Raw genomic sequence first — 21,369 nt, forward strand, 5'->3', positions numbered from 1 at the left:
CGCCTGTCACGAGTATGGCCGAGGACACCGAGACGATCACCGTCGCGAACGTGAGCGACGGGCCGGGCGGCGACGGGGACCACGACCCCGGGGCGTCGGTCGACCTCCCCGTGGTCGACATCCTCACCGGGCGGGGGTTCATCACCGGCAAGTCGGGGTCGGGGAAATCGAACACCGCGTCGGTGATCATCGAGAACCTCTTAGAGAAGAGCTTCCCCGTACTCATCGTCGACACCGACGGGGAGTACTACGGGCTGAAAGAGCAGTTCGAGCTGTTGCACGCCGGCGCCGACGAGGAATGTGACATCGTCGTCAGCCCCGAACACGCCGACAAGATTGCGGGACTCGCCTTAGAGGAGAACGTCCCGATCATTCTGGACGTCTCGGGGTACCTCGACGACGACGAGGCCCAGCGACTCCTCACGGAGGTCGCAAAGAGCCTCTTTGCGAAGGAAAAGAAGCTCAAAAAGCCCTTCCTGATGCTGGTCGAGGAGTGTCACGAGTACCTCCCCGAAGGCGGCGGGATGACCGAGGCCGGACGGATGCTCATCAAGATCGGCAAGCGCGGGCGGAAACACGGCCTCGGGATCGTCGGGATCTCACAGCGCCCCGCCGACGTCAAGAAGGACTTCATCACCCAGTGTGACTGGCTGGTGTGGCACCGGCTGACCTGGGACAACGACACCAAGGTGGTCGGCCGCATCCTGGGCTCGGAGTACGCCGACGGCGTCGAGGGGCTCGGCGACGGCGAGGCGTTCTTAGTCACCGACTGGTCGGGGTCGTTGCGCCGGGTCCAGTTCCACAAGAAGCGGACGTTCGACGCGGGCGCGACGCCCGGGCTGGAGGACTTCGAGCGGCCGGAGTTGAAGTCGGTCGACGGCGACCTGGTCTCGGAACTCGAAGCCATCTCCGAGGAGCAGGCCCGGCGGGAAAGCGAGATCGCGGATCTCAGACGGGAACTCGACGAGAAGGAAGCCAGGATCAGGGAACTCGAACGCGAACTCGAGGAGGCGCGGGACCTCTCGCGGATGGCCGACCAGTTCGCCCGGGCGATGTTTCAGACGGCCGAGGCGCCGTACCGGGGTCCCGGAACCGACGACGCCGACGGGGCCGAAAACGGGACGCCGACGCTCGACGAGTACGCCGACGCTGCGGGAGCCGACGACGTCGCGGCCGCCGGCGTCGACCCCACATCAGGTGACCTCGACGAGCCGACCGATTCTGAGCCCGAGAACGTGGCGCAGGAGGCCGCAGACGTTGCGCCTGAAGCCGGGGACGGGACCGCCGACGACGCGGAGGCGGCCGTGACCGCCGCGGCCGCCGAAGCGTACCCCGGCCACGGGAGTGAGAACGGAGTTGGCCCGTCGACACCGGACGTCGCTCCCGAGCGCGCCCACGAGGGGACCGGCGGGCTCACCGGCCGCGAGGACGTGATCGAACGGCTCCGCGGCGTTGTGGCGTCGCTGCCCGCCGCCGCCCGGCGGATGATGGCGTTCTACCGCGAGGTCGACGCCTGCGATCCCGTCGACGCACACGTCGCCGCGGGCGAGGTCGGCGACACGCACCTGGCGTACAGCCGAAACCGGCTTCTCAGGCGGGCGGGGTTCGTCGAACACGTGGGCCGCGGCCGGTACGCGTACGCCCTTCCGGGGCTGGTCCGCGAGGAGTTCGCCGACCGCCTCGACGACGGGGAACTGCGCGCCGTCGTCGCCGCCGTCGAGTCCGCGTTCACCGACGACAGCGACGGCGACGAGGGGAGCGATCGGGGGATGCAGACGGACGATGCGGAAGCGACGCCGCGGAACTCCGCGCCGGCGGGCGCCGACTCCAGCCCGGAGTGATCACAGCCGCCGGGTGATGTAATCGTTCAGTTCCAGCACCCGGTCGGGCTGGTAGGTCCAGAAGCCGCTCCACTCGTTGGGGCCGTCCTCCAAGGCGAGCAGCGCCACGTGGCCGTCCTCGCCCTCCGGAGGGACGTAGACCACGAACCACGACTCCACGAAGTCCTGTTCGTACCCCGCGTGGATCGTGATCGTCGATTCCGGCGGGGGCTCCCACCCCGGGGTTCCGTAGACGTGGACGTCGACCGGGGAGTCGTCCAGCCGGCGGTACACCTGGTTGGTGCCGATCTCGTCTTCGATCCTGTCGAGCGACTGGAACGACGTCCGCAAGGTGCCACACTGGTGGTCCCACGCGGTCCGTTCGATGTACCGGGACACCAGGATGAGGAGCAGCTTCTCGGAGTGGGACTCCGGGTAGCCGCGGAGGAAGAAGGGGAGTTCGTCGAGTTCCTTCAGCGCGTCGGGGAGTTCGATCTCCTCGAGGGACCGGGTGCCGGTGATGAAGAGATCCGAGTTTACCGTGAGGATCGCGTCCTGAAGCTCCCGCAACGGCGACCGCGCGATGACGGTCTCGTCTTCGACCACGAGCACCTGGTCGTCGTCCTCCGTCGGGATGTCGACCTCCTCGATCGACACCGGCTGGCCGTCGAACATCTTCTCCAGCATCTGCTGGACCGGCTCCGGCGCCCGACGGTTGATGACGACCAGCGACCGATCGGGGGTGTCGGCGTCGTCGAGGAATCGCCGTAGCGTCATCGTGACACTCCGTCGTGGATCGGACTCGCGGTCACAGCGGTTCGACCAGCGCCGCCAGCGCCGCACGAGGGTCGTCGGCCTTCGCGACCCCGGAGGCCAGCAGGATCCCCGACGCACCGAGTTCCCCCGCGGTTTCGACGTCCGCGCCCGAGGAGATCCCCGCGCCGCAGTACACGTCCACCGACCCGTCGACGTCGGCTGCGGCGGCGACCGCGTCCTCGACGATCCCCGGGTCCGCGGTCGCGACCGACACGTCGCCGCCGATCAGTTCCGGCGGCTCGACCGCGACGCTGTCGGGCCCGAGCGCCGCGGCGGCGCCGATCTGGGCGGGGTTGTTGGCGCAGACGCAGGTCTCCAACCCGGCGCGGTCGGCGGCGCGGACCGCCCCATCGATGTCCGCGAGCCGCAACCGGCGCTCGGAGTGGTTGATCAGGGTTCCCACCGCACCGGCGTCGGCGACGGATTCGGCGAGGGTACTGCCGGTGTGACTGCCGAACCCGTTCGGGTCGACGTGCTGGGCCCACGTCTCGACGCCGGTGTCGGCCACGCGAGGAATGTCTGCGGCCTGCGGCGAGACGGCGATCCGGACGCCGGAGTCGGCCGCAACGTCCCGGGCCGCGGTCGCGACCTCGATGGGGTCGCAGGGGTAGGCCTTGAGATTGACGAGGATGAACACGCTCCGGTATGGATGCTACGGGATAAAATAGATTGCTCATATCGGCGCGGGATGTCCCCGGAGATCCGTCCGCAGTCAGTCCTTTCGCTTGACCACGTCGCCGAGCGTCGTCGTCGTCGAGGAGTCGCCGGACCACTCGGTGTCGTCGGCGTCCTCGCCTTCGACCAGGGAGATCCCGAGTTCCGACTCGACCTTCGATCGGACGTCGTCCGAGGGGAGCATATCGCCGCGTTCGAGCTTCCGGATCAGACTCGCCTTCTCGTTGAGCGACTTCGCGAGGTCCTCCTGGCTCAGGCCGCGGCCCTCCCTCGCTTCCCGGATGCGCTGGTCGTAGTCCGCCGCGATCTCGTCCATGTCGTCGAACATATCGCGGCGTCGGCGGGTGGACCCGCCGCCGGAGCTCCCGCCGCCGGCGCCAGTGGAGCCACCCGAGCCCGACGACCCCGAGCCACCGGAACTCGACGTCGAGTACTTCGTCGACGTCGAGGAACTCGACTCAGTGCGGACCTCGGTGCCGAACTCCTTGCAGTCGTCGCAGAGTTGGAGTTCGGCCCCTTCGACTTTGACCGTCGTCAGGGACGATTGCTCACTGCCGCACATCTCGCACTCGGGCATACTCCCGGGTAATCGAGGGGACGGTATAAAGCACACGCCGGGAACTGTCGTCGCGACCGCCACGGTTCGCCCCCGGACGCCGGGTGGTACTCCGCGAGAGTCCCCCCTCAGTCGCCCGCGAGACGCACCGACGGCGGGCCGTCCTCCTGGGTCGTCACGATGCCGTCGAACAGCTGTTTCAGGGTGTTCATCGTCTGGTCGTCGTGAGCGCTGTCGTCGATCGCGAACACGCCGAGCCCGTCGACGCTCTGGATCCGGCCGGTGAAGACGTGGAGGAACCGGAACACCGTCTGGAGGTCGGCGTACATGAGCAGCGTCGACAGCGAGTGGAGCATCACCCGGTTGCGTTCGATCCCCTGGTTCTGGTAGAACGCCTGGAGGAACTCCGAGAGCTTGATTCCGATCCCGGTCATGTCGACCGGCGAGGACGTGTACTTGATCCGGTCGTCGTCACGAACGTCGGCCACACCCTGCTGGCGGGTGACGCAGTCGACGACCGCCACCGGACGGTCCTGGTAGGGCGTGCGTTTCTCGTAATCCTGGAGTACCCGGTCGGCGCCGTCCTTGGTGGTGACGACGATCGATCCCTGGCCCTTCTCGGTCCCCGACGCGAGGATGTCGAGACACAGCGAGCGTTTTCCCGAGAGGGGCGGGCCGCTCACCAGAACGTTCGTTCCCGGTGGGACCTCTTCGTCGAGGTCCGGGCCGAGGTCATACATCTGGTCGCCTCGGCTGCGAGCCGCCAGTTGGACGGGCGGGGTCGGTCGGTCGGGTGAGCGACTCTCCGGGAACCATCAGACAAGTAGACAATATCGGGTGCAGATAATATTCTTTTTGATCCTGTCGGCGGCGACGGGGTGATCCGCGGGGCTCATACTGTTGGCTATAACTACGTGAAGATTTTCGACACCCCGGGGTGTCGAACTCCGTCACGGGACTGTAGCCGACAGTATCAGGAGACGACACCGACCGCACCGACTGCCCGGCCGGCGATGAACGCGACCGCCGCAAGGAACATCCCGCGTTTGAGCCGCCGCTGTGCGAACCCCGGGTCGGCGAAGGACCGACGGATCGCGTCGAGCATCACGGCGTCGGCCGGCAGGACGATGGCGACGTACGCCAGTCCGAAGACCCCCGTGAGGTAGGGCACGGCGCTGGCCGCGACCGCGACCCCCAACACGACGGCGCCGATCCGGAGCGCCGTCGACTCGCCGGCCACGATCGGGAGGGTCCGCAGCCCTTCCGCGCGGTCGCCGGCGACGTCCTCGACGTCCTTGACGATCTCCCGGGAGAGCGTCGCGAGCGCCGCGAGCGCGAACAAGACGACCACCGCCTCGTCCGTAACGTGCCCGACCGCGGCCCCCCCAAAGAGGAACGTCGATCCCGTCAGGTACGCGACGACGACGTTGCCGACGCCGGGGAGACCCTTGAACAGCTTCGTGTACGCCACCAGAGCCAGCAGGTTGACCACAGCGATCGCGATGGCTGCGAGCGGGAGCGTGACGGCGGCGCCCACCGCCCCGAGGAACAACAGGCCGCTGAACCCGAGTCCGGTTCGTGCGGAGACGGCCCCGCGAGGGATCGGACGGTCCGGACGGTTGACCCGGTCGACCTCCCGGTCGAAGTAGTCGTTGACCGCGTTGCCCGCCGCGGTCGCGAAGGCGGTCGCGAGCACGGCCGCGGCGACCGGTACGGGTGCCGCCCCGAACCCGCCGGCGACGAACGACCCCGTGAACGTCAACACCCCGGCGGCGACGACGTTCCCCGGGCGCGTGAGTTCGAGAAGCCCCCGGAGGGCGGCCACCGGCCCGCGTTCCCCCAGTCTCATACCTCTCCCCTGTTTCCGGCGCCGGAATAAACCACGCGGAGTCCGCCCGTCGGGTCGTCGGGATGGCTCTCTCACTGTTGGCTATAACTACGTGACGGGTTTCGACACCCCGGGGTGTCGAACTCCGTCACGGGACGATAGCCGACGGTATCAGGAGTCGTGCGTACAGACGACCAGCCGCTCGTCCTCGTGTGTCACGCAGACCCGGTCGGTGCCGCCGAGGTCGAACGAGTGTGCGCGCCGCTCGGTGAGAAGCAGCCGGGAGAAGGCGTCACCACACGCCGGACACGGGACGCCGTCGCGGTTCGCATAAAGCGTCACCTCGCCGTCGTCCCGCAGGAGCTTCATCCGGTGACGGACCGCGTGTTGGTCGAAGCGGGCTGGCATCCCGCGGGAATGGACGCCGGATCGGCAAAACCGTTGCTCTACTCCAGCCCGGAGAGCCGCTCCTCGGCGGTCGAAAGCGCCGCCCCGTCGTCGGTCGTGAGGTAGCGTCCGAGGTCCCGCGCCGCCCGGATCAGCGTCTCCGACTCCGTGACCGGAACGTCGCCGTAGACGGCGCTGACACGCCTGACGTGCGTGTCGAGTCGCTCGCGAACCCGCTCGCCCGCGGGGTCGGGGTGGTCGTCGAGCCACGCCCCCAGGTCCGTACAGAACCGGTCGAGCACCTCGGCGTACGCGAGGCCGCGAGCGTCGGCCATCGGGTCGGGAACCCGGGACGGATCGGGTCGCCTGCCGTCGTCTGCCCCGGACAGCAGGTCGAGCAGGTACAGCCGGACCGAGTCGTCGGGCGTGCCGCGGATCCGCTCGTAGACGTCGACACCGTGGAGGAGTTCGGCGGCGGCCAGGAGGGTGTCGTCGACCGTCCGGAGCTCGCCGCCGCGGACGAACCCGCGCTGGCGGACGTACTCCCGGAGCGTCGTCTTCAGTTCGTCGGCGACGTCGCCGACGTCCGTGGCGTCGTCCAAAGCGGCACGATGCGCCGAGAGGTCGAGTTCCACCGGGGCGTCGGTGTGGCGCTCCCTGTCGCCCGTCCCGACGCTCCGGAGGCTCCCGCAGTCCGGACAGGCCACGCGTCCCGTGTCGAAGTACGACCACTCGCGCCCGCAGTCCTGACACCGGCGGCGCCCACGGATTCGCATACCTGTCGGTTCCCGCCGGATCGAGAAAAGCGCGTCGCGACCGTTCGGTCGGTTCGTTATATTTATATTGGGCAACGCGCAACAATCTGGTGACGCTTCGTTCTGGAGGGCCGAAGCGTCAGCGGGGACCAATTCAGGGCGGCACCGCCGCGCGTTTTCTGCGCGGCCTGCCACCCGTTTCGGAGCATCGACCCCCGAGAGTGATGTCCGTCCGCCGGAGGTACTGACCACCAGCCGTGAGTGTCCGGGCGACCGACCTGCGTCGTCGCACCCCGAGGGGCATCGCCGAACCGGCTGATTACCTTCATCCGACAGTGTAATACGACCGATACGTTCCGCCCGAGATGCTGTCCGAACGCGAATGATGCGGAGCTAACCGCGGTCTGTGGGACCAACAATAGTCCGATATGTTTATTTTGGAGAACGACGAAGTCCGGGTAGATTACACGAATGTACGACCTGACCGGATTTCAACGCGACCTGCTGTACGTGATCGCCGGGCTCGAGGAGCCACACGGCCTCGCAGTGAAGGACGAACTCGAGGAGTACTACGAGAAGGAGATCCACCACGGGCGGCTCTACCCCAACCTCGATACGCTGGTCGACAAGGGGCTCATCGACAAGGGACAACGGGACCGACGCACCAACTTCTACACGCTCACCCGGCGCGGGCGCCGCGAGATCGCCGCCCGGAAGGACTGGGAGGGTACCTACGTGGACGTCTCCTTCGACGGGATCGACGACTGAACCGGGGAGTCACCGGCTTCCGTCCCGCGGCTCGCCGCCGTCCGCCGACCTGCCCGACTCCGCCCCGAACCGGAACCCGCCGTCCTGATCCGATCCGCCCGTACGGTCCCCGGCGACTGCCTCGGGCGTGTCTGAGCCGGGGTCCCCCGGATCCTCACCGACGACGACTCCCGGGTCGACCGCGTACGGGACCAACGGCTCCCGCGCGATCAACACCGGGAGGACGTGTCGGGCGAAGTTCACCACCAAGACGAGGATGATCGGGCCCAGGAAGATGCCGTACCAGCCGAACAGCAGTGGCCCCAGCGTGTACGCGATCATCACGGCGCCGACGTGGAGGTGACGTCCCGAGACGTACGGCCTGAGCACCAGATCGGGGATCGTATCGACAATGACGAACGACACCGCGAAGAACGCCGCGGTGAACCAGAGCGTGTTCGGATCGACGAGATACGAGGTGGCGCCCAGATACGCCGTGACGGGGACGTACACCAGCTTCATCCCGACGACCGGGATGAGGCTGGCCACGCCGGCAAAGAGGCCCACCAGCCCCGCCGCGGGGATGGCCACCCGGGGCGGCGCGAGGAGGTTCAGAACCGAGTACGCCACCACGGCGATGGTACCCGTGAGGACGGCGTTGAGGATGTTGCCGAAGAAGATGTTGTTGAAGTCCCGATCGACGCCGGCGAGGAACGCCTCCATCACCCCCCTGTCGTCGGCGATCCGCGCCCGGAACCACCGCGAGAACTTCCGGTCGTCCCGGAGGAGATAAAAGGCGAGCGCGATCATCGCAAACAGGTGAACGAGTCCGATCCCGACGAACGCGACGGCCTCCCCCGCCGACCCCAGCGACGAGATCGCACTGCGGAGCTGGGCGAGCGTGATCGCGGTGGGGTCGACCTCCAAGAGCTCCTCGAAGTCGGTCAGCATCGCGAGCTGGTCGGCGGTGAACGGGTACCGCGAGAGGTCGAACAGGCCCTCGTTGGTCAGTCTGATCAGTTCGCTGACGGCGACCGCCCCGGTGTAGGCGATCAGGGCGAGGGCGGGCAGCGCCAGGACGAACAGCGCGACCGCGGCGGCGAGACTCGGGGGTCGGATCCGGGTGCGGATCCGGCGGTAGATCGGTCGGGTCGCGTAGTAGAGGAACAGCCCGAAAACGAAGGTGCCCACGAAGGAGTGGATCACGAAGACCAAGGCGCCGCCGAGGACCAGCCCCAGCCCCCACCACGCGAGCCGTGATCGATCCATCCCAAACGGAGACATACGCCCGATGGAGCACGACGAAACAAAAAAGCTACTGCGCCGACCCCGGCGTTCGGCCGCGTTCGAACACTGGACCGGTCGAACCACGGTTCCGCGTCGTCACCTGCTCCGCCGGGTCGCCGTCGCCCCCGAAACCCGTGGCTGGGGGTCGGCGTCACACGGGAGCACCGTCGACACGACCCGCGCCCGGACGCTCCCGTCGGGGCGGACCGCGACGTGGGTGGCGGAGTCGTCGCAGTCGACGAACTCCCGGCGGATCCCGAGTCGCCGCTCCGAGTCGTCGGGGCCGCCGATCTCGAGGACGTAGTCGGCAGGTCGGAACACTGCGACGCGGAACGTCCCGTAGGCCGGAAACGTCGGCGTCGCGGCTACCGCCGGCTCGGCAGCCCCGACCGCCCGGAGTCGAACCCGGATCGGCCGCCGGTCGGCGTCGTCGTTCCAAACCACGATCCGGTGGCTCGCGCCGGCCTCGGCGTCGCCGACGGTCCGCCGCTCGAAGGGGTCGCCGACGTCGACGTCCACCGGGGCGCCGTCGCCCGTCGGCGGAAGCTCCGGCGTGGCGTCGGATCCGTCCGGCCCGTCGGCCTGGACGGCCGACAGACACCCGCCGACGACGCCGGCGACGAGGGCAAGGAGGGCTCGGCGGCGCATCGATGCCGAATAGCACACCCACCAGTAAACGGGTTCGGATAGCTCCAACGCGCGTTTGAGTCACACGGGTCAGGTCCACTCGTCGAGCCCGGTCTGGACGGTCGCGGACGCGATCCGACCGAACCCCCGTTCGACCTCGTCGGCGTCGACCTCCCACTCGTCGGTAACGTACGCCCGCGCGGCGTCGATGTCCGGCGAGATGTCCGCGTCGAACTCGTACTCGTCGGTCACTGGCGGATCCAAGAAGAGCTCCCGGACCCGATCCGCGTGTTCGATGTACGCCCCGCGGTCGTCGAGGGCCGACCAGAGGTCGCCGTGTTGCTTGATCGCGTCGACGGCGGTCTTCGGCCCGACGCCCGAGAGCCCCTCGTTGAAGTCGGTTCCGCAGAGGATCGCGACGTCGACCAGCTGCTCGCGGGTGATCCCGTGCCGTTGGAGGGTCGGTTCCACCCCCATCAGCTCCGGATCCCCCGAGGAGGTGAGCTGCCGGAGCGTCTCGGGCGCGCCGAACAGCAGCGTGTCGTAGTCCTCGCTGCCGACGTAGTCGACGTCGCCGCGGGCGGCCATCACCGACGCCTGTGCCTCGCCCTCGGCGGGAGCCTCCACGATCGGCACGTCGAGGCGTTCGAGCAGCCCACGCGTGGTCTCGTGGATGACAGCAGTCAGCCGCTGGGTCCGCGCGTCGAGTCGGGCGGCCGCGACGGCGTCGCCGCGCTCCTCGGCTTCGGCCCGTTGTTCCTCGGCGCGCTCCCGGGCGGCACGGCGCTCGGCCACCTCGTCGTCTTTCAACTCCGTGACGCCGCCGTCGAAGACGAACACGGGGACGATGTCGTGTTCGAAGAACTTCGGCAGCCCCTGGACCACGCCAATCAGGTTCGCCACCTCCTCGCCGTCCCCGGTGGTGTACGCCGCCGCGTCGGTGAACTTCACGGTCGTGGTGAGATACCGGTACAGCCAGTTGTGGGCGTCGACCGCGACGACGCTTCCGGCCAGCGTGTCGAAGGCGACGTCCTCGATGACGGCCAGGCTCCGGAGGTCCGCGTTTCCCATTACCCCCATCTGGATCGCCATCGGAGTTAAGCGTCCGGATCCGTCCGGTCGACGCCGTCGGGGACCGCGACCCGCGCCGGCGGGTCGGACCCGACCTTCCCGGCAACGAACGACGCCTCGGGCTCGCCGAAATCGCGTTCGCGGAACCGCTCAAGCCCTCCGTGGTATGTTCCCGGATCCGGCGTCGACCCGGTGTCGTCGATCGGGCCTGCGGGACGCTCCAGAACGAGTTCGGCCAGCCCGCTCTCCCGGCCGGTCCACGCGAACCCGGCTTTGTACATCGCCTCGTAGGCGAACGGGTTGTTGACCGCGATTGCGATCCGGTCGTACCCCCGCTGCTCCGCTTTTGCGGCGACGAAGGTAGCGAGCCGCGGACCTACCCCCTCGCCTTGCAGATCCGATCGCACCGTGATGTACCGGAATCGCAACGTCCGGTCGTCGGTGCGATCGGCGTCGAACGCGACTGCCGCGAGGATGTCGGTATCGTACTCGGCCCCGTCGGGGGCAGTGCTCGGCCCCTCGTCGGCTCCGACCCCGTCCGCCTCGTCCCCCTCGGGGCGGACCACGGCCTTCCCCGTGTTCGACACCACGAACTTGCCGGCGTAGGCGAACCGCCGGTGGTCGAGCCGGAGCGTCGGGCCGCCCGGCGGCCATCCGAGGAGGACGTACTCCATATTCGGACGTAGACGACCGAGCGACAAGACTCCGGCGGTGGCCGGCAGCGATCGGACCGCACCGGCCCCGTCGCCGCCACCCGCGGTCGGCACGCACTTGTGCCGGACGGTCCTCACCCCAGGTATGTCATCCCGGTTCGGCCCCGGCGACGTTCGGTTCTTCGACCGGATCGCCGGCCTCTACGACCTCGTGATGCCCTCGGCCCGGATCGGTCCGCTCCGTGAGGGGCTGGCCTTTGCAGACCGCCGGATCGGCCGCGTCGTCGATCTCGCCGGCGGGACGGGGCGGGCCTCGGACGGACTCGCGGCGGCCGGCTTCGATCCGGTCGTCGTCGACCGCTCCGCCGGGATGCTCCGCCGGGCTCGGGAGGCGGGCCACGCGGCGGTCAGCGGCGACGCCGAGGCGCTGCCCCTCTGCGACGACGCCGTCGACGCCGCGGTGATCGTCGACGCGCTCCATCACCTCCCGGATCCGGACGCGGGGCTCACGGAGGCACGCCGCGTGATACGCCCCGGCGGTGTCGTCGTCGTCCAGGAGTTCGACCCGCGGAGCTACCGCGGCCGGCTGCTCGAAGCCGCCGAACGGCTCGTCGGCTTCGACTCGACGTTTCGGGCGCCGGAGGCGCTGTGTGACCGGCTCGACGACGCCGGATTCGAGCCCCGGATCGTCCGCGAGGGGTTCGAGTACGTCGTCCTCGGGCGGGTGCCGCGGTCCTGAGACGGCGGCGAACCGGGCCGGCGATCGAATCCGGGAGAGCCATAACGATGCGTCCGAACGTCCGGGTATGGCATCCTCCGAGGAGTCGTTCCTCGCTCGACGCATCGACGCCGCGGCGGCGCCGCTGGCAGTGGTCGACGTGGTCGCGCTGGCGGCGGTGCTCACCTACGGCGTGATCGACCACAACGGCGTCGACTACCTCACGACCGCCACGGGGGCGTGGCTGTTGACCCTGGTTCCGTTCCTGCTCGGGTGGGCGGTCGTGAGCCCGCTGGTCGGTGCGTACTCCGCGGGCGCGGCCGAGTCGGCGAAGGCCGCGATCCCGCTCGCCGTCCGGGCGTGGGTGCCGGCGGCCGCGATCGGGTTCGCGCTCCGTGCCTCGCCGCTTTTCTCCGGCGGGTTCCGGTTGATCTTCGGCGTCGTGGTGTTCCTGGCCGGCGGCGTCGCGCTCGCGGGTTTCAGGTGGCTCTTCTTCAAACTCAAGGGGTGAGGCTCACGTCGCGTCGGTGTCGCCGACTGCCCCGGCCCCCCGCCGACGCTTGAGGAGGTAGACGCCGAGCCCCGATCCTACCGCGGCGAACCCCCCGAGCGTGGCGAAGAGGACCGTCGGCGTCGCATACGTCAGGATCACGCCGGCGACGGTCCCGCCGAGCGCGCCGACGCCGAACACGCCCAGGTAGGTGAACCCATACGAGAGCCCGCGGGTTCCCGGCGGGGAGTACTCGGCGACCGTCGCCTGGTAGAACGGCTGCACGAAGAAGAGGGCGGCCCCCAAAACCGCGCCGACGACCAACAGCGGCACCAGTCCCGCCGACGCGGCCGGGAGGAACAGGAGCGCGAGAACGACCAAAAGCGCGTACCCGGCCGCGAGCCCGTACTCGACGCGGACCCGGTCGATCAGCATTCCCCCGACGTACTGCCCGAGGACGCCGACGATCAGCAGCCCCGAGTAGAAGTACCGTTCGGGGTTGAGCGACCCCGCGGAGTCCGGCGCGACGCCGAGGGCGTCGGTGACGGCAGGGGGGAGAAGCGCCGTCAGCGGGATCGGCGCGAACTCCGGGAACGGTTCGAGGACGCTGGGGAGGAAGGTGAGGATCCCGCGGTAGTAGAGCCCCGAGGCCATCACGACGACGAAGACCAGGGCAAAGGCGCCGGCGAACAACCGCCGTGCCTCGGCGCCGAACGCCGCGAGCGACTCGATCCCGCCGGCGGCCCCCCCGGACTCCCCGTCGCCGTCGGCGATCCCGGAACGGACCTGATCACCGACCGCGGCGGTCTCGTCGAACTCCGCGCGGATCGCGTACACGCCGGCTATCAGGGCCGGAACGGCGAGCACGACCGCCACGACCGTCCACTCCACGAACAGGAGCGCGGTCGCCGCCACGAGCGGGCCGAGCCCCGTGCCGACGTTGCCGGCGATGCCGTGGTACGCAAAGCCCGTGCCGCGCTCCTCGACGCCCTTCGAGAGGAGGGTCAGCCCGGCGGGATGGTAGACGCTCGCGGCCGCGCCCCACAGCAGTAACGCGATCGCGACGACGAGTAGGTTGGGGGCGAACCCCAGAAGGAGGAACGAGCCGCCCATCCCGAACAGACACGCCGCGATGAGCCGCGCGGAGCCGATCCGGTCGACCAACACCCCGCCGGGGAGGGCGCCGACGCCGAAGAGGCCATAGCCGGCAGTCACGACCACGCCGAGCGTCGCCGCGGTCACTTCGAGTTGGGTGACGCCCAGCGGCAGCACCTCGAACTCGACGAGCCAGATGGAAACGAGGATGGGGATCGAGAGCTCGTAGGTGTGCACCATCGCGTGGGCGAGCATCACCAGGGCGACGATCGCTCGGTCGTTCCGCTTCACGTTCCGGCCTGCGTCGAGCGGTCAGTTCAACGCTCCGGTGTGGGAACGCCCCTGACTACCGCAACCGCTTCCGACCCCCGCACGTTCTTGTCGGTGGCCGTCGAACGGTCGGCTATGACCGAGACGCTGTTCCTGACGAGCGCGGACGTCGACGGGCTCGCGACCCCCGCGGAGTTCGTTGAGGCGGTCCGCAAGGGCTACCGGCAGTACGGCGAGGGCGCGCCCGCCGAACCGCGGACGACGCTGCCGAACGACGACCCGGCGGGGTTTCTCACCGCCTACGCCTCGGTCCTGCCGGAGACCGGCGCGATGGGCGGCTATATGTACACCGCCGGGTTCGGTGCGTCCGACGCGTGGTTCCTCACGCCGCTTTTCGACGCGGAGTCCGGCGAGCCGATCGCGCTGCTCGACGGGGCGAGTATGAACCCGTTCAAGACCGGCGCGACCGGCGCGGTCGGCGCCGACGAACTCGCCCGCGAGGACGCCACCTCGGCTGCGATCGTCGGCAGCGGCCCCCAAGCCCGCGGCCAGCTCCGCGCGCTCGCCACCGTCCGGGACCTCGAAACCGTCTGGATCTACTCGCCGACGAAGGACCACCGCGAGTCCTTCGCCGGCGAGATGGACCGGCGGCTGGACGGAAGCGTCGCGGCCGTCGCCTCCGCCGGGGCCGCCGTCGAGGGCGCCGACATCGTCGTGACCGCGACGAACGCGAGCGAACCGGTCTTCGACGGCGATCTGCTGGAGCCGGGAACCCACGTCACCGCGATGGGACAGTACGACGCCGACAAGCGCGAGCTCGACACGACCACCATCGAGCAAGCCACCTACGTGCCCGACATCCGGGACCGGGCGTTCCAGGACGCCGGGTCGTTCCTCTACGCCCTCGAGGAGGGCGCAATCGACGAGGAGCACGTCCACGCCGATCTCGGGGATCTGGTCGCCGGCAACGCCCCCGGCCGGGAGTCAGACGAGGAGATCACCGTCTTCGACAGCGGCGGCACCGGGATCGAGACCGTCGCCGGCGCGTACCTGCTCTACGAGAAAGCCCGCGAGGAGGGGCTGGGACGGCCGATCGACGTCGCACCGGGAAGCGAGGCACTCACCGGGGAGTAACGGACGCGAGGCCCCCGTGGGTCGAAGGAGGATCGGTTTTATGTCCGCTTCGCTCCGAAACACACTATGCCCGATACTGCCGAGCAGCTTCGAGCGGAGCTGGTAGAGGTTTTCAGCCGCGCCGACTTCCCCGTCGAAGAGCCGATGGAACTGGTTCCGGCGCTCCCGGACGGCCCGGGCACGACGTTCGAGGCCGGCGAGGTGAGCGTCGGGGTGATGGAACTCGGATCGGAGTACGCCGAGTACCAGAACTACCCGTACGAGACGGTCGAGGACCTCGTCGACGATCTGATGGCCGGGTTCCGCGAGGAAGGGCTGTTCGAGTAACCGGTGGTTCGTCGCACTACCACGGGCATCAGGGGACCCATACCCGACGGCTGGCCGCAACCAGCGACGCCCACGTTCCCCCGTTCGTCGCCCGCCGCGGTCGCTCCGGCGGCGGGCGGTCCGGACGTGGCACGGGTCTCTCTTGGAGGTCCGCCAGCGGTTCCGAACGCAAACACGAACCACCCCTACTGGAGGATCCTGCTCCGGCCCCTCGGGGGCGTGGGGTCGGTCACGGACAGAATCAAGCCTCGTCGGCCCCTCGACGTAACCTGTGCGTGATCCCGAAGTCCTCGTGATCGGTGGCGGTGCGACCGGCGTGGGCGTCGCCCGCGACCTCGCACTCCGTGGCGTACGGGCGACGGTCGTCGACCGCGACGGTCTCTGCAGCGGTGCATCCGGCCGCTCACACGGCCTGCTACACAGCGGCGCCCGGTATGCGGAATCGGACCCCGAGGGAGCTGCCGAGTGTCTCGCCGAGGCACGGGTTCTCAAACGGATCGCCGGCGCGTGTATCGCGGACACCGGTGGGCTGTTCGTCAGCCTGTCCGGCGACGACGCCTCGTACTTCGAGGAGAAACGGACGGCGTGTCGGTCGGTCGGAATCCCGGTCGAGACGCTCTCGCCGCCGGAGGCGCGTGAAATCGTGCCCGAGCTACCGACGGAGGTCGAACACGCGATGCAGGTCCCCGACGGGGTGGTGTACCCCTCGCGGCTGATCGCGGCGAACGCGATCGACGCCAGCGCTCACGGCGCGGAGATCCGGCCACACGCCCCCGTAGAGTCGATCGAAGTCCGGAACGGGGCAGTTACCCAAGTCCGGCTCGGCGGCACTGCGGAGACGACCGTGAGCCCGGAGTTCGTGGTCAACGCCGCCGGCGCGTGGGCCGGTCGCGTCGCCGAACTGGCGGGGCTGTCGGTGGAGATGGCGCCGACGCGGGGCGTGATGGTGTCCGTCGAATACGACGGCCTCGGACCGGTACTGAACCGGTGTCGCCGACCGGACGACGGCGACATCGTCATCCCACATCCCTCGGAGGCGGTCCTCGGAACCACGAGTGTCCCCGTTGCGGACCCGGACGACTACGAGACCGCGGACTGGGAGATCGACGTCTCGATCGAGGAGTGTGCGAAACTGCTTCCGCCGGTTGCGGAGGCGCCGATCCTGCGGTCGTGGTGGGGGCTCCGACCGCTGTACGCCCCCGAGGAGACTGCCCGCGGCGGCCGGGGGATCTCCAGAGGCTTCGTCCGGCTTGATCACGCCGACGACGACGTCGAGAATATGGTGAGCATCGTCGGGGGGAAACTCACCACGTACCGCCGGATGGCCGAAGCTACCGTCGACCTGGTCTGCGACCGCATCGGGTGTGCGGCCGCCTGCTCGACCGCCGACCGCCCGCTACTGGGGGCCGACGATCCGGCGCGGCTCGACGAAACGATCGCCGCGTTCGACGGCCAAGGGCCGACCGACGCCGACATCGTGGGCAACGTCTGATACTGTCGGCTATCGTCGCGTGACGGATTTCGACACCCCGGGGTGTGGGAAATCTTCACGTAGTTATAGCCGACAGTATGAATCGGGGCTGTTGGCTCGTCCGACGGCGGACGCCGAGGGTTCACCCGACAACGGGCGCGGACTCGCGGCCCGCGGTTCCGTCACAACGGATACGTCCGGAGCGTCGTCGCCGCCGACCCCCAGTTCGAGGTGAGGTCGTACGCCACGATGGAAATCCCCGCGACGGTCATCGGCGGCAACTCCGGATCGCGGTGCGCTTCGAGAAAATCGATCAGCCGGTCGTACCCCTCGTCGCCGGTGAAGTACCCGAGCGTGAGATGCGGGATGAACTGCCGGGCGTCACGGTCGCTGGTGGTCGTCCACGGCAGTTCACACAGCGCCCGGTTCAGATCCGCGAGTCTTCCCCCGTCGTCGACCTCCGCATAGACCGTATCGGGAAAGAGGTTCAGCCGCGGGAAGTCGATCCTGAACGGCCCGCAGTCCTCGACGATTCCGGTGACGGCGTCGGCGATCCGTGTCGGTGAGACGGACGACGAGCCCCCCCGAGTTGCGGCGGTCGGGGTGTGGTCGAATAACTTGACCGTGAGGTGGAGTTCGTCTGTCGGCGTCGGCTTCAGGCACCGAAACTCCGACAGCCGATCGCGCAACCGGCGGTAGCGCGACGCCACCCGTGACTCCGAAAGGTCGATCAGTACTGCGAGCCGCTGGTCGCCGTCGGCAACGACCGGCGGATTCGGCGACGGCGTCAGTTCCCGCCGAATCTCCCAGTACTCGTCCGGATGCGACGCCATTCCGTCGTCGTGCATCCTATTATTAGTGTAACAGGAACGGTTGTTCATAATTGTTTGGTCGTCTCGGATACGCTACAGAGGGGATCGGTCGCGGCTATTCCCGGATGCTGTCCGGGCGCTGTTCCAGCCCGGCATCGGGCTACGTCACGACTCCGGGGACGGACTCCCGGCTACTGCTGCGAAGCGTCTGGTCGGCGTGACCCGACCGCGGGGACCCCAGTCCTCGCAGGCTCACCGTGCTCCCCGTCCGGCGTCGGTGACGCGTCCGCCCGCCGGTCCCGACAGCGTCACGCGCGGCACACCTCATACTGCCGGCTATAGTCGCGTGACGGAGTTCGACACCCCGGGGGGTGTGGAAGATCTTCACGTAGTTATAGCCGACAGTATCAGTCCGGAGGGGCCGCCGTTCGACGAGCCCGAACCCGGTGACGACGGGACGGCCGCGCCGGAGAGGCTTTGCCCCGGTAGAAAGCCATCCGGCCGACACGGCGGTAATCGACGCCGCTGGCCCGCAGGAGACGCCGATGGGGCCGTCGGCCGCCGGTGCCGCCGGCCTCGTCGAGGAGGCGGATTACCACCGAGTGTCACACCCACAGCGCCCGGGGGCGGCTACCGTTCGTTGCGCCGGGCGAGCGACTGCCGGTCGAGTTCCGCGACGACCGGCCTGCCGCCTTCGAGCATCCGGTCGGCGATTTCGATCGCGGCTGTCAACTCCTCCACCGAGAGGTGTTCGTAGGCAGGCCGGCCCGCAACGTGTTCGTACCAGACGTCCTGGAACAACGTATCGAGCACGACGCGGGCGAAGCAGCGATCGGCCCGGATCGGCCAGTCGCCGCCGGCCCGCGCCTGCGCCGGCAACGCACCGTGGACCTTTCGCTCGTACTCCGCGCGAAGCCCCGAGATATCCGCGCCGGTTAGCGTTTCCTGCCCCACAGACGGCGTTCGGGCCACGGGGAATTGAACCTGTCCGCTCGAACGGCAACCCGGGGCGGATCACGGGGTAGCGTCCGGCGAGCGTGGCGTGACACGAACGGAGAGCGCGGCGGGTCGACCATCGCTGACTGGGCTTTCGCCGGAGCGACGCGGTCGCCGGAAACTGGGGGAGGGGCCGTCGACGGCCGGGGATTATCCGTCCGGCGCACTCGACTCCGCCGGCACCTCGTCGTCGTCCACGCGTTCGATCCGCAGCGTCGAGATCCGTGCCCCGTCGACGCTCCGCACCTCGATGTCGAAGCCGTCCGCCCGGACGGCGTCACCCACTGTCGGGGCGCTGTTCAGGCGGTCCAACACCAGCCCACCGAGCGTCTCGAACCCGTCGCCCTCGAAGTCAGTACCCAGGGTTCCGTTGACGACCGACAGCGTGACCGAGCCGTCGGCGTCGTAGACGCCGCCGGCGCGTGCCCGGATCGAGTGCTCCCCGGCGTCGGCGTCGAACCCGTCGCGGAGGTCGCCCACGACGGCCTCGACGACGTCTTCGACGGTCGCGATGCCCTCGAAGGCCCCCCACTCGTCGATGACGGCGGCCATCTGCCGGCGCTCGTCCCGGAACTGCACGAGCAGGTCGTCGATCGCCGTCGTCTCCGGCACGACGACGACGTCGCGTGCGAGGTCGCCCGCGGTCGCAGGCTCCGACTCCGCGTCCATCGCACGCAACACGTCCTTCGCGTCGACGAACCCGACGACGCGGTCCGGGTCGTCGGCCGCGACAACCGGATACCGGGTGTGGTTGGCGTCGAGGACCGTCGCACGCAGTTCGGACAGCGACGCGTCGGCGGAGACGCTCACCACGTCGGGCCGGGGCACCATCACCTCGCGGACCACCGTGTCGTCGAGGTCGAACACGCGCTCGATCATCTCGACCTCGCTCTCGTCGACGTGGCCCGCGTCCCCGGAGCGTGCGAGCACGCGGCGGAGCTCCCGTTCCTCCATCGTCTCGTCGGTCTCCGAGGCCGGCGGGACACCGATGGCCCGCGTGAACCCGTTGGCGGCGCCGTTGAACACGACGATCCCGGGGTACAGCAGGTAGTACGACGCTTTCATCGGCGGCGCGAGCAACAGCGACACCCGGCCGGCGTCGGCGATGGCGATCGTCTTCGGCGCGAGTTCGCCGAAGACGACGTGGAGGAACGTGATGAATCCGAACCCGATCGCGAACGCGACGAGGTGGATCAGCGACGCCGGAAGCACCGACGCCAACACCGGCTCGATCAGCGCCGCCACCGCGGGCTCGCCGATCCATCCGAGCCCGAGCGACGCGATCGTTATGCCGAGTTGCGTCGCCGCGAGGTAGTCGTCGAGGTTCCCCATCACGTCCTGGAGGGCGGCCGAGCCCGCGCGACCCTCCGCGGCCAACTGCTCGACCGACGTGGAGCGAACGCGGACGAAGGCGAACTCCGAGGCCACGAAGAAGCCGTTCAAGACCACCAGGAACAGCGCGACGAGCACCCGACCGGCCGAGAGGGCGACGTTTACCATCCACGGCTCCCGGCGGGTCGTCTCACGGTCGGTCGTTCCCGCTCCGATCTCCCGCCCGTGCCGTTTGCGGGACTCCCGGCGGTGCGCCCGTTCGAGTGTCGGTGGGTCACACCGATGGGTTTCCGGTCCGCACATTAAAAACCGGGACTCCGGGTCCGGCCGGGGCAGTTACTGGATCCGGTACCGCAACAGCGCCGCGATCCCGCCGAGGTTCTTCAACTGCCGCCCCGGGTCGAACTCCCCGGAGAACACCGTCACTTCTCCGCCCTGCTGTTCGACCGACTCCACTACCTCGTTGACGTCGAGGTCCCAGTCGCCGTCGCCCTGCCGTTCCCGGCGCAGCCGGTCGTCGACGATCAGTAGCTCCTCGACGGCGCCGAACTCCGCGGCTTCGGCGACCTCCTCGATCCCGTAGGCGACCGTCTCGCCCGTCGCGATCCGCTCCATCAGTTCGTCGATGAGTTCGGCCTCCGTCGAGATCCGGGTCCGGGTCTGGATTTCGTCGACCGCACCGCGTTTCAGCACCTCGTGGACGCCCCGGTCGCCGACGCCTGCGGTGTCGACGACGGTGAGCTTCCCGGCGACCTCGGGGTGATTTTCCCCGATGTAGTCGCAGGCGTCCTGCTTGGTGAACCCCGGCCCCGCGAGAATGACGGCGTCGACGTCCATCCGTGCGAGCGCCGCGGCGAGTTCCTCGAAGAGTTCCGAACGCGGCCGGGCGTACTCCCCCTTCCCGGTGGGTGCGGTGAACGAGAACCGCTCCTCGGTACCGTACTGGGCGACGGTGTGGACGTGCGCTTCGCCCTCCTCGACGGTCGCGATCGCGACGTCGGCGTTCTCGGCGGCCTCCTCGGCCGCCTCGATCCGGTCGATCTGGTCGGGTTTGAACCGCTTTTCGATCGTCACCTCGTCGTGGGGCTCGACGTTCAGCGTGTGGTGACGGCCGAGTTGGTCCTCACGGGAGCAGCCGATGATCTCGCCGCCGACCCGCAGGCGGTTGGCGAAGCGGGCGAACTCCACGTCGTCGACGCCGATCGTGACGAAGAGGTGTTCGCGCTCCCCGCCGGTGTCCCGGAGGTTCTCGTCGTCCCGCTGGATCCGCCGGGTGGTGTCGCCGGAAACCCGGTCGCCGTCCTCTAAGACGTGCGAGAGGTGCCACAGGTCGTCGACGTTCTCGGGGACGAGGGTGATGCGCTCGCGGCCCTCCTCGCCGCGACCGCGGTCCGAAATTCGCATACCCACGAGTCGGCGGGCGGCCGGGAAAGGTGCTGCTATTCGGCCTCTCGTCCCGTCACGTGGGGATCCGCCGTCCTGAGTTCCCCGGAAAGCGAGGG

Annotated in this window: 23 protein-coding genes; 7 read left to right on the plus strand and 16 right to left on the minus strand. The window is 69.0% G+C overall.

The features are described 5' to 3' along the window. Nucleotides 1-14: 14 nt before the first annotated feature. The gene (locus H5V44_RS08175; protein WP_185192611.1) at nt 15-1,841 is read left to right on the plus strand and encodes an ATP-binding protein; all 1,827 of its coding nucleotides are present in this window, start codon (nt 15-17) and stop codon (nt 1,839-1,841) included. Here H5V44_RS08175 and H5V44_RS08180 read toward each other — a convergent pair whose 3' ends face one another. From H5V44_RS08180 to H5V44_RS08210, 7 genes are all read right to left on the minus strand, one after another. Then, the gene (locus H5V44_RS08180; RefSeq protein WP_185192612.1) at nt 1,842-2,597 is read right to left on the minus strand and encodes a DICT sensory domain-containing protein; all 756 of its coding nucleotides are present in this window, start codon (nt 2,595-2,597) and stop codon (nt 1,842-1,844) included. Nucleotides 2,598-2,628: 31 nt separating this feature from the next. After that, nucleotides 2,629-3,273 carry a triose-phosphate isomerase gene (tpiA, locus tag H5V44_RS08185; protein ID WP_185192613.1) on the minus strand — a complete coding sequence of 215 codons (645 nt, stop codon included), beginning with the start codon at nt 3,271-3,273 and terminating at the stop codon, nt 2,629-2,631. A 75-nt stretch (nt 3,274-3,348) separates the two neighbouring features. Beyond that, a complete protein-coding gene (locus tag H5V44_RS08190) occupies nt 3,349-3,888 on the minus strand; it encodes a multiprotein bridging factor aMBF1 (protein WP_185192614.1) in 540 nt (179 codons plus the stop codon). 107 nt (nt 3,889-3,995) lie between these two features. Beyond that, entirely contained in the window at nt 3,996-4,607 is a 612-nt protein-coding gene (locus H5V44_RS08195) for an RAD55 family ATPase (RefSeq protein WP_185192615.1), read from the minus strand. A 233-nt stretch (nt 4,608-4,840) separates the two neighbouring features. Beyond that, nucleotides 4,841-5,716, minus strand: a complete 876-nt coding sequence (locus tag H5V44_RS08200; RefSeq protein WP_185192616.1) for a geranylgeranylglycerol-phosphate geranylgeranyltransferase — start codon at nt 5,714-5,716, stop codon at nt 4,841-4,843. A 150-nt stretch (nt 5,717-5,866) separates the two neighbouring features. Continuing rightward, entirely contained in the window at nt 5,867-6,103 is a 237-nt protein-coding gene (locus tag H5V44_RS08205; RefSeq protein ID WP_185192617.1) for a DUF7385 family protein, read from the minus strand. A gap of 38 nt (nt 6,104-6,141) precedes the next feature. After that, a complete protein-coding gene (locus H5V44_RS08210; protein ID WP_185192618.1) occupies nt 6,142-6,858 on the minus strand; it encodes a DUF7117 family protein in 717 nt (238 codons plus the stop codon). Nucleotides 6,859-7,308: 450 nt separating this feature from the next. Here H5V44_RS08210 and H5V44_RS08215 point away from each other — a divergent pair, with 450 nt between their 5' ends. Beyond that, on the plus strand, nt 7,309-7,605 hold the full coding sequence (locus tag H5V44_RS08215; RefSeq protein WP_185192619.1) for a PadR family transcriptional regulator: 297 nt from the start codon (nt 7,309-7,311) through the stop codon (nt 7,603-7,605). A gap of 9 nt (nt 7,606-7,614) precedes the next feature. On the opposite strand, the gene H5V44_RS08220 is transcribed toward H5V44_RS08215, so the two are convergent. From H5V44_RS08220 to H5V44_RS08235, 4 genes are all read right to left on the minus strand, one after another. After that, nucleotides 7,615-8,868: an AI-2E family transporter gene (locus H5V44_RS08220; RefSeq protein ID WP_185192620.1), complete on the minus strand. Its 1,254-nt coding sequence runs from the start codon at nt 8,866-8,868 to the stop codon at nt 7,615-7,617. A gap of 99 nt (nt 8,869-8,967) precedes the next feature. Further along, nucleotides 8,968-9,519, minus strand: coding sequence for a hypothetical protein (locus tag H5V44_RS08225; RefSeq protein WP_185192621.1), 552 nt, complete (start codon nt 9,517-9,519; stop codon nt 8,968-8,970). Nucleotides 9,520-9,588: 69 nt separating this feature from the next. Next, a complete protein-coding gene (gene fen / locus H5V44_RS08230; protein WP_185192622.1) occupies nt 9,589-10,569 on the minus strand; it encodes a flap endonuclease-1 in 981 nt (326 codons plus the stop codon). Between the two features lie 26 nt (nt 10,570-10,595). After that, nucleotides 10,596-11,243 carry a GNAT family N-acetyltransferase gene (locus H5V44_RS08235; protein ID WP_185192623.1) on the minus strand — a complete coding sequence of 216 codons (648 nt, stop codon included), beginning with the start codon at nt 11,241-11,243 and terminating at the stop codon, nt 10,596-10,598. A gap of 124 nt (nt 11,244-11,367) precedes the next feature. Here H5V44_RS08235 and H5V44_RS08240 point away from each other — a divergent pair, with 124 nt between their 5' ends. Further along, complete coding sequence (locus H5V44_RS08240; protein WP_185192624.1) at nt 11,368-11,961, plus strand: class I SAM-dependent methyltransferase; 594 nt, start codon at nt 11,368-11,370, stop codon at nt 11,959-11,961. A gap of 67 nt (nt 11,962-12,028) precedes the next feature. Continuing rightward, a complete protein-coding gene (locus H5V44_RS08245) occupies nt 12,029-12,451 on the plus strand; it encodes a DUF3054 domain-containing protein (protein WP_185192625.1) in 423 nt (140 codons plus the stop codon). Between the two features lie 3 nt (nt 12,452-12,454). Here the strand turns inward: H5V44_RS08245 and H5V44_RS08250 are convergent, their stop codons facing one another. Beyond that, complete coding sequence (locus tag H5V44_RS08250; RefSeq protein WP_185192696.1) at nt 12,455-13,780, minus strand: MFS transporter; 1,326 nt, start codon at nt 13,778-13,780, stop codon at nt 12,455-12,457. 150 nt (nt 13,781-13,930) lie between these two features. Here H5V44_RS08250 and H5V44_RS08255 point away from each other — a divergent pair, with 150 nt between their 5' ends. The 3 genes from H5V44_RS08255 (at nt 13,931) to H5V44_RS08265 (ending at nt 16,748) form a co-directional block, all read left to right on the plus strand. Next, complete coding sequence (locus H5V44_RS08255; RefSeq protein WP_185192626.1) at nt 13,931-14,929, plus strand: ornithine cyclodeaminase family protein; 999 nt, start codon at nt 13,931-13,933, stop codon at nt 14,927-14,929. Nucleotides 14,930-14,995: 66 nt separating this feature from the next. Further along, entirely contained in the window at nt 14,996-15,256 is a 261-nt protein-coding gene (locus H5V44_RS08260; RefSeq protein WP_185192627.1) for an MTH865 family protein, read from the plus strand. A 271-nt stretch (nt 15,257-15,527) separates the two neighbouring features. Continuing rightward, nucleotides 15,528-16,748: an FAD-dependent oxidoreductase gene (locus H5V44_RS08265; RefSeq protein ID WP_185192628.1), complete on the plus strand. Its 1,221-nt coding sequence runs from the start codon at nt 15,528-15,530 to the stop codon at nt 16,746-16,748. 161 nt (nt 16,749-16,909) lie between these two features. On the opposite strand, the gene H5V44_RS08270 is transcribed toward H5V44_RS08265, so the two are convergent. The 4 genes from H5V44_RS08270 to H5V44_RS08285 all read right to left on the minus strand — a co-directional run bounded on the left by H5V44_RS08270 (nt 16,910) and on the right by H5V44_RS08285 (nt 21,271). Next, nucleotides 16,910-17,575 (minus strand): 2'-5' RNA ligase family protein, encoded by a 666-nt coding sequence (locus H5V44_RS08270; RefSeq protein WP_185192629.1) that lies wholly within the window; start codon nt 17,573-17,575, stop codon nt 16,910-16,912. A gap of 594 nt (nt 17,576-18,169) precedes the next feature. Continuing rightward, nucleotides 18,170-18,493: a hypothetical protein gene (locus tag H5V44_RS08275; protein WP_185192630.1), complete on the minus strand. Its 324-nt coding sequence runs from the start codon at nt 18,491-18,493 to the stop codon at nt 18,170-18,172. 192 nt (nt 18,494-18,685) lie between these two features. Next, complete coding sequence (locus tag H5V44_RS08280) at nt 18,686-20,035, minus strand: hemolysin family protein (protein WP_185192631.1); 1,350 nt, start codon at nt 20,033-20,035, stop codon at nt 18,686-18,688. Between the two features lie 168 nt (nt 20,036-20,203). Next, a complete protein-coding gene (locus H5V44_RS08285) occupies nt 20,204-21,271 on the minus strand; it encodes an mRNA surveillance protein pelota (RefSeq protein WP_185192632.1) in 1,068 nt (355 codons plus the stop codon). Between the last annotated feature and the right edge of the window lie 98 nt (nt 21,272-21,369).

The organism is Halobellus ruber (assembly GCF_014212355.1).
Classification (GTDB): domain Archaea; phylum Halobacteriota; class Halobacteria; order Halobacteriales; family Haloferacaceae; genus Haloquadratum; species Haloquadratum rubrum.

Bases quoted from the DNA above. Each gene is read 5' to 3' on its own strand.
- H5V44_RS08175 (WP_185192611.1), top strand. From the start codon at position 15: ATGGCCGAGGACACCGAGACGATCACCGTCGCGAACGTGAGCGACGGG.
- H5V44_RS08180 (WP_185192612.1), bottom strand. From the start codon at position 2,597: ATGACGCTACGGCGATTCCTCGACGACGCCGACACCCCCGATCGGTCG.
- H5V44_RS08190 (WP_185192614.1), bottom strand. From the start codon at position 3,888: ATGCCCGAGTGCGAGATGTGCGGCAGTGAGCAATCGTCCCTGACGACG.
- H5V44_RS08195 (WP_185192615.1), bottom strand. From the start codon at position 4,607: ATGTATGACCTCGGCCCGGACCTCGACGAAGAGGTCCCACCGGGAACG.
- H5V44_RS08200 (WP_185192616.1), bottom strand. From the start codon at position 5,716: ATGAGACTGGGGGAACGCGGGCCGGTGGCCGCCCTCCGGGGGCTTCTC.
- H5V44_RS08205 (WP_185192617.1), bottom strand. From the start codon at position 6,103: ATGCCAGCCCGCTTCGACCAACACGCGGTCCGTCACCGGATGAAGCTC.
- H5V44_RS08210 (WP_185192618.1), bottom strand. From the start codon at position 6,858: ATGCGAATCCGTGGGCGCCGCCGGTGTCAGGACTGCGGGCGCGAGTGG.
- H5V44_RS08215 (WP_185192619.1), top strand. From the start codon at position 7,309: ATGTACGACCTGACCGGATTTCAACGCGACCTGCTGTACGTGATCGCC.
- H5V44_RS08220 (WP_185192620.1), bottom strand. From the start codon at position 8,868: ATGTCTCCGTTTGGGATGGATCGATCACGGCTCGCGTGGTGGGGGCTG.
- H5V44_RS08225 (WP_185192621.1), bottom strand. From the start codon at position 9,519: ATGCGCCGCCGAGCCCTCCTTGCCCTCGTCGCCGGCGTCGTCGGCGGG.
- fen (WP_185192622.1), bottom strand. From the start codon at position 10,569: ATGGGAAACGCGGACCTCCGGAGCCTGGCCGTCATCGAGGACGTCGCC.
- H5V44_RS08235 (WP_185192623.1), bottom strand. From the start codon at position 11,243: ATGGAGTACGTCCTCCTCGGATGGCCGCCGGGCGGCCCGACGCTCCGG.
- H5V44_RS08240 (WP_185192624.1), top strand. From the start codon at position 11,368: ATGTCATCCCGGTTCGGCCCCGGCGACGTTCGGTTCTTCGACCGGATC.
- H5V44_RS08245 (WP_185192625.1), top strand. From the start codon at position 12,029: ATGGCATCCTCCGAGGAGTCGTTCCTCGCTCGACGCATCGACGCCGCG.
- H5V44_RS08250 (WP_185192696.1), bottom strand. From the start codon at position 13,780: ATGCTCGCCCACGCGATGGTGCACACCTACGAGCTCTCGATCCCCATC.
- H5V44_RS08255 (WP_185192626.1), top strand. From the start codon at position 13,931: ATGACCGAGACGCTGTTCCTGACGAGCGCGGACGTCGACGGGCTCGCG.
- H5V44_RS08260 (WP_185192627.1), top strand. From the start codon at position 14,996: ATGCCCGATACTGCCGAGCAGCTTCGAGCGGAGCTGGTAGAGGTTTTC.
- H5V44_RS08270 (WP_185192629.1), bottom strand. From the start codon at position 17,575: ATGCACGACGACGGAATGGCGTCGCATCCGGACGAGTACTGGGAGATT.
- H5V44_RS08280 (WP_185192631.1), bottom strand. From the start codon at position 20,035: ATGGTAAACGTCGCCCTCTCGGCCGGTCGGGTGCTCGTCGCGCTGTTC.
- H5V44_RS08285 (WP_185192632.1), bottom strand. From the start codon at position 21,271: ATGCGAATTTCGGACCGCGGTCGCGGCGAGGAGGGCCGCGAGCGCATC.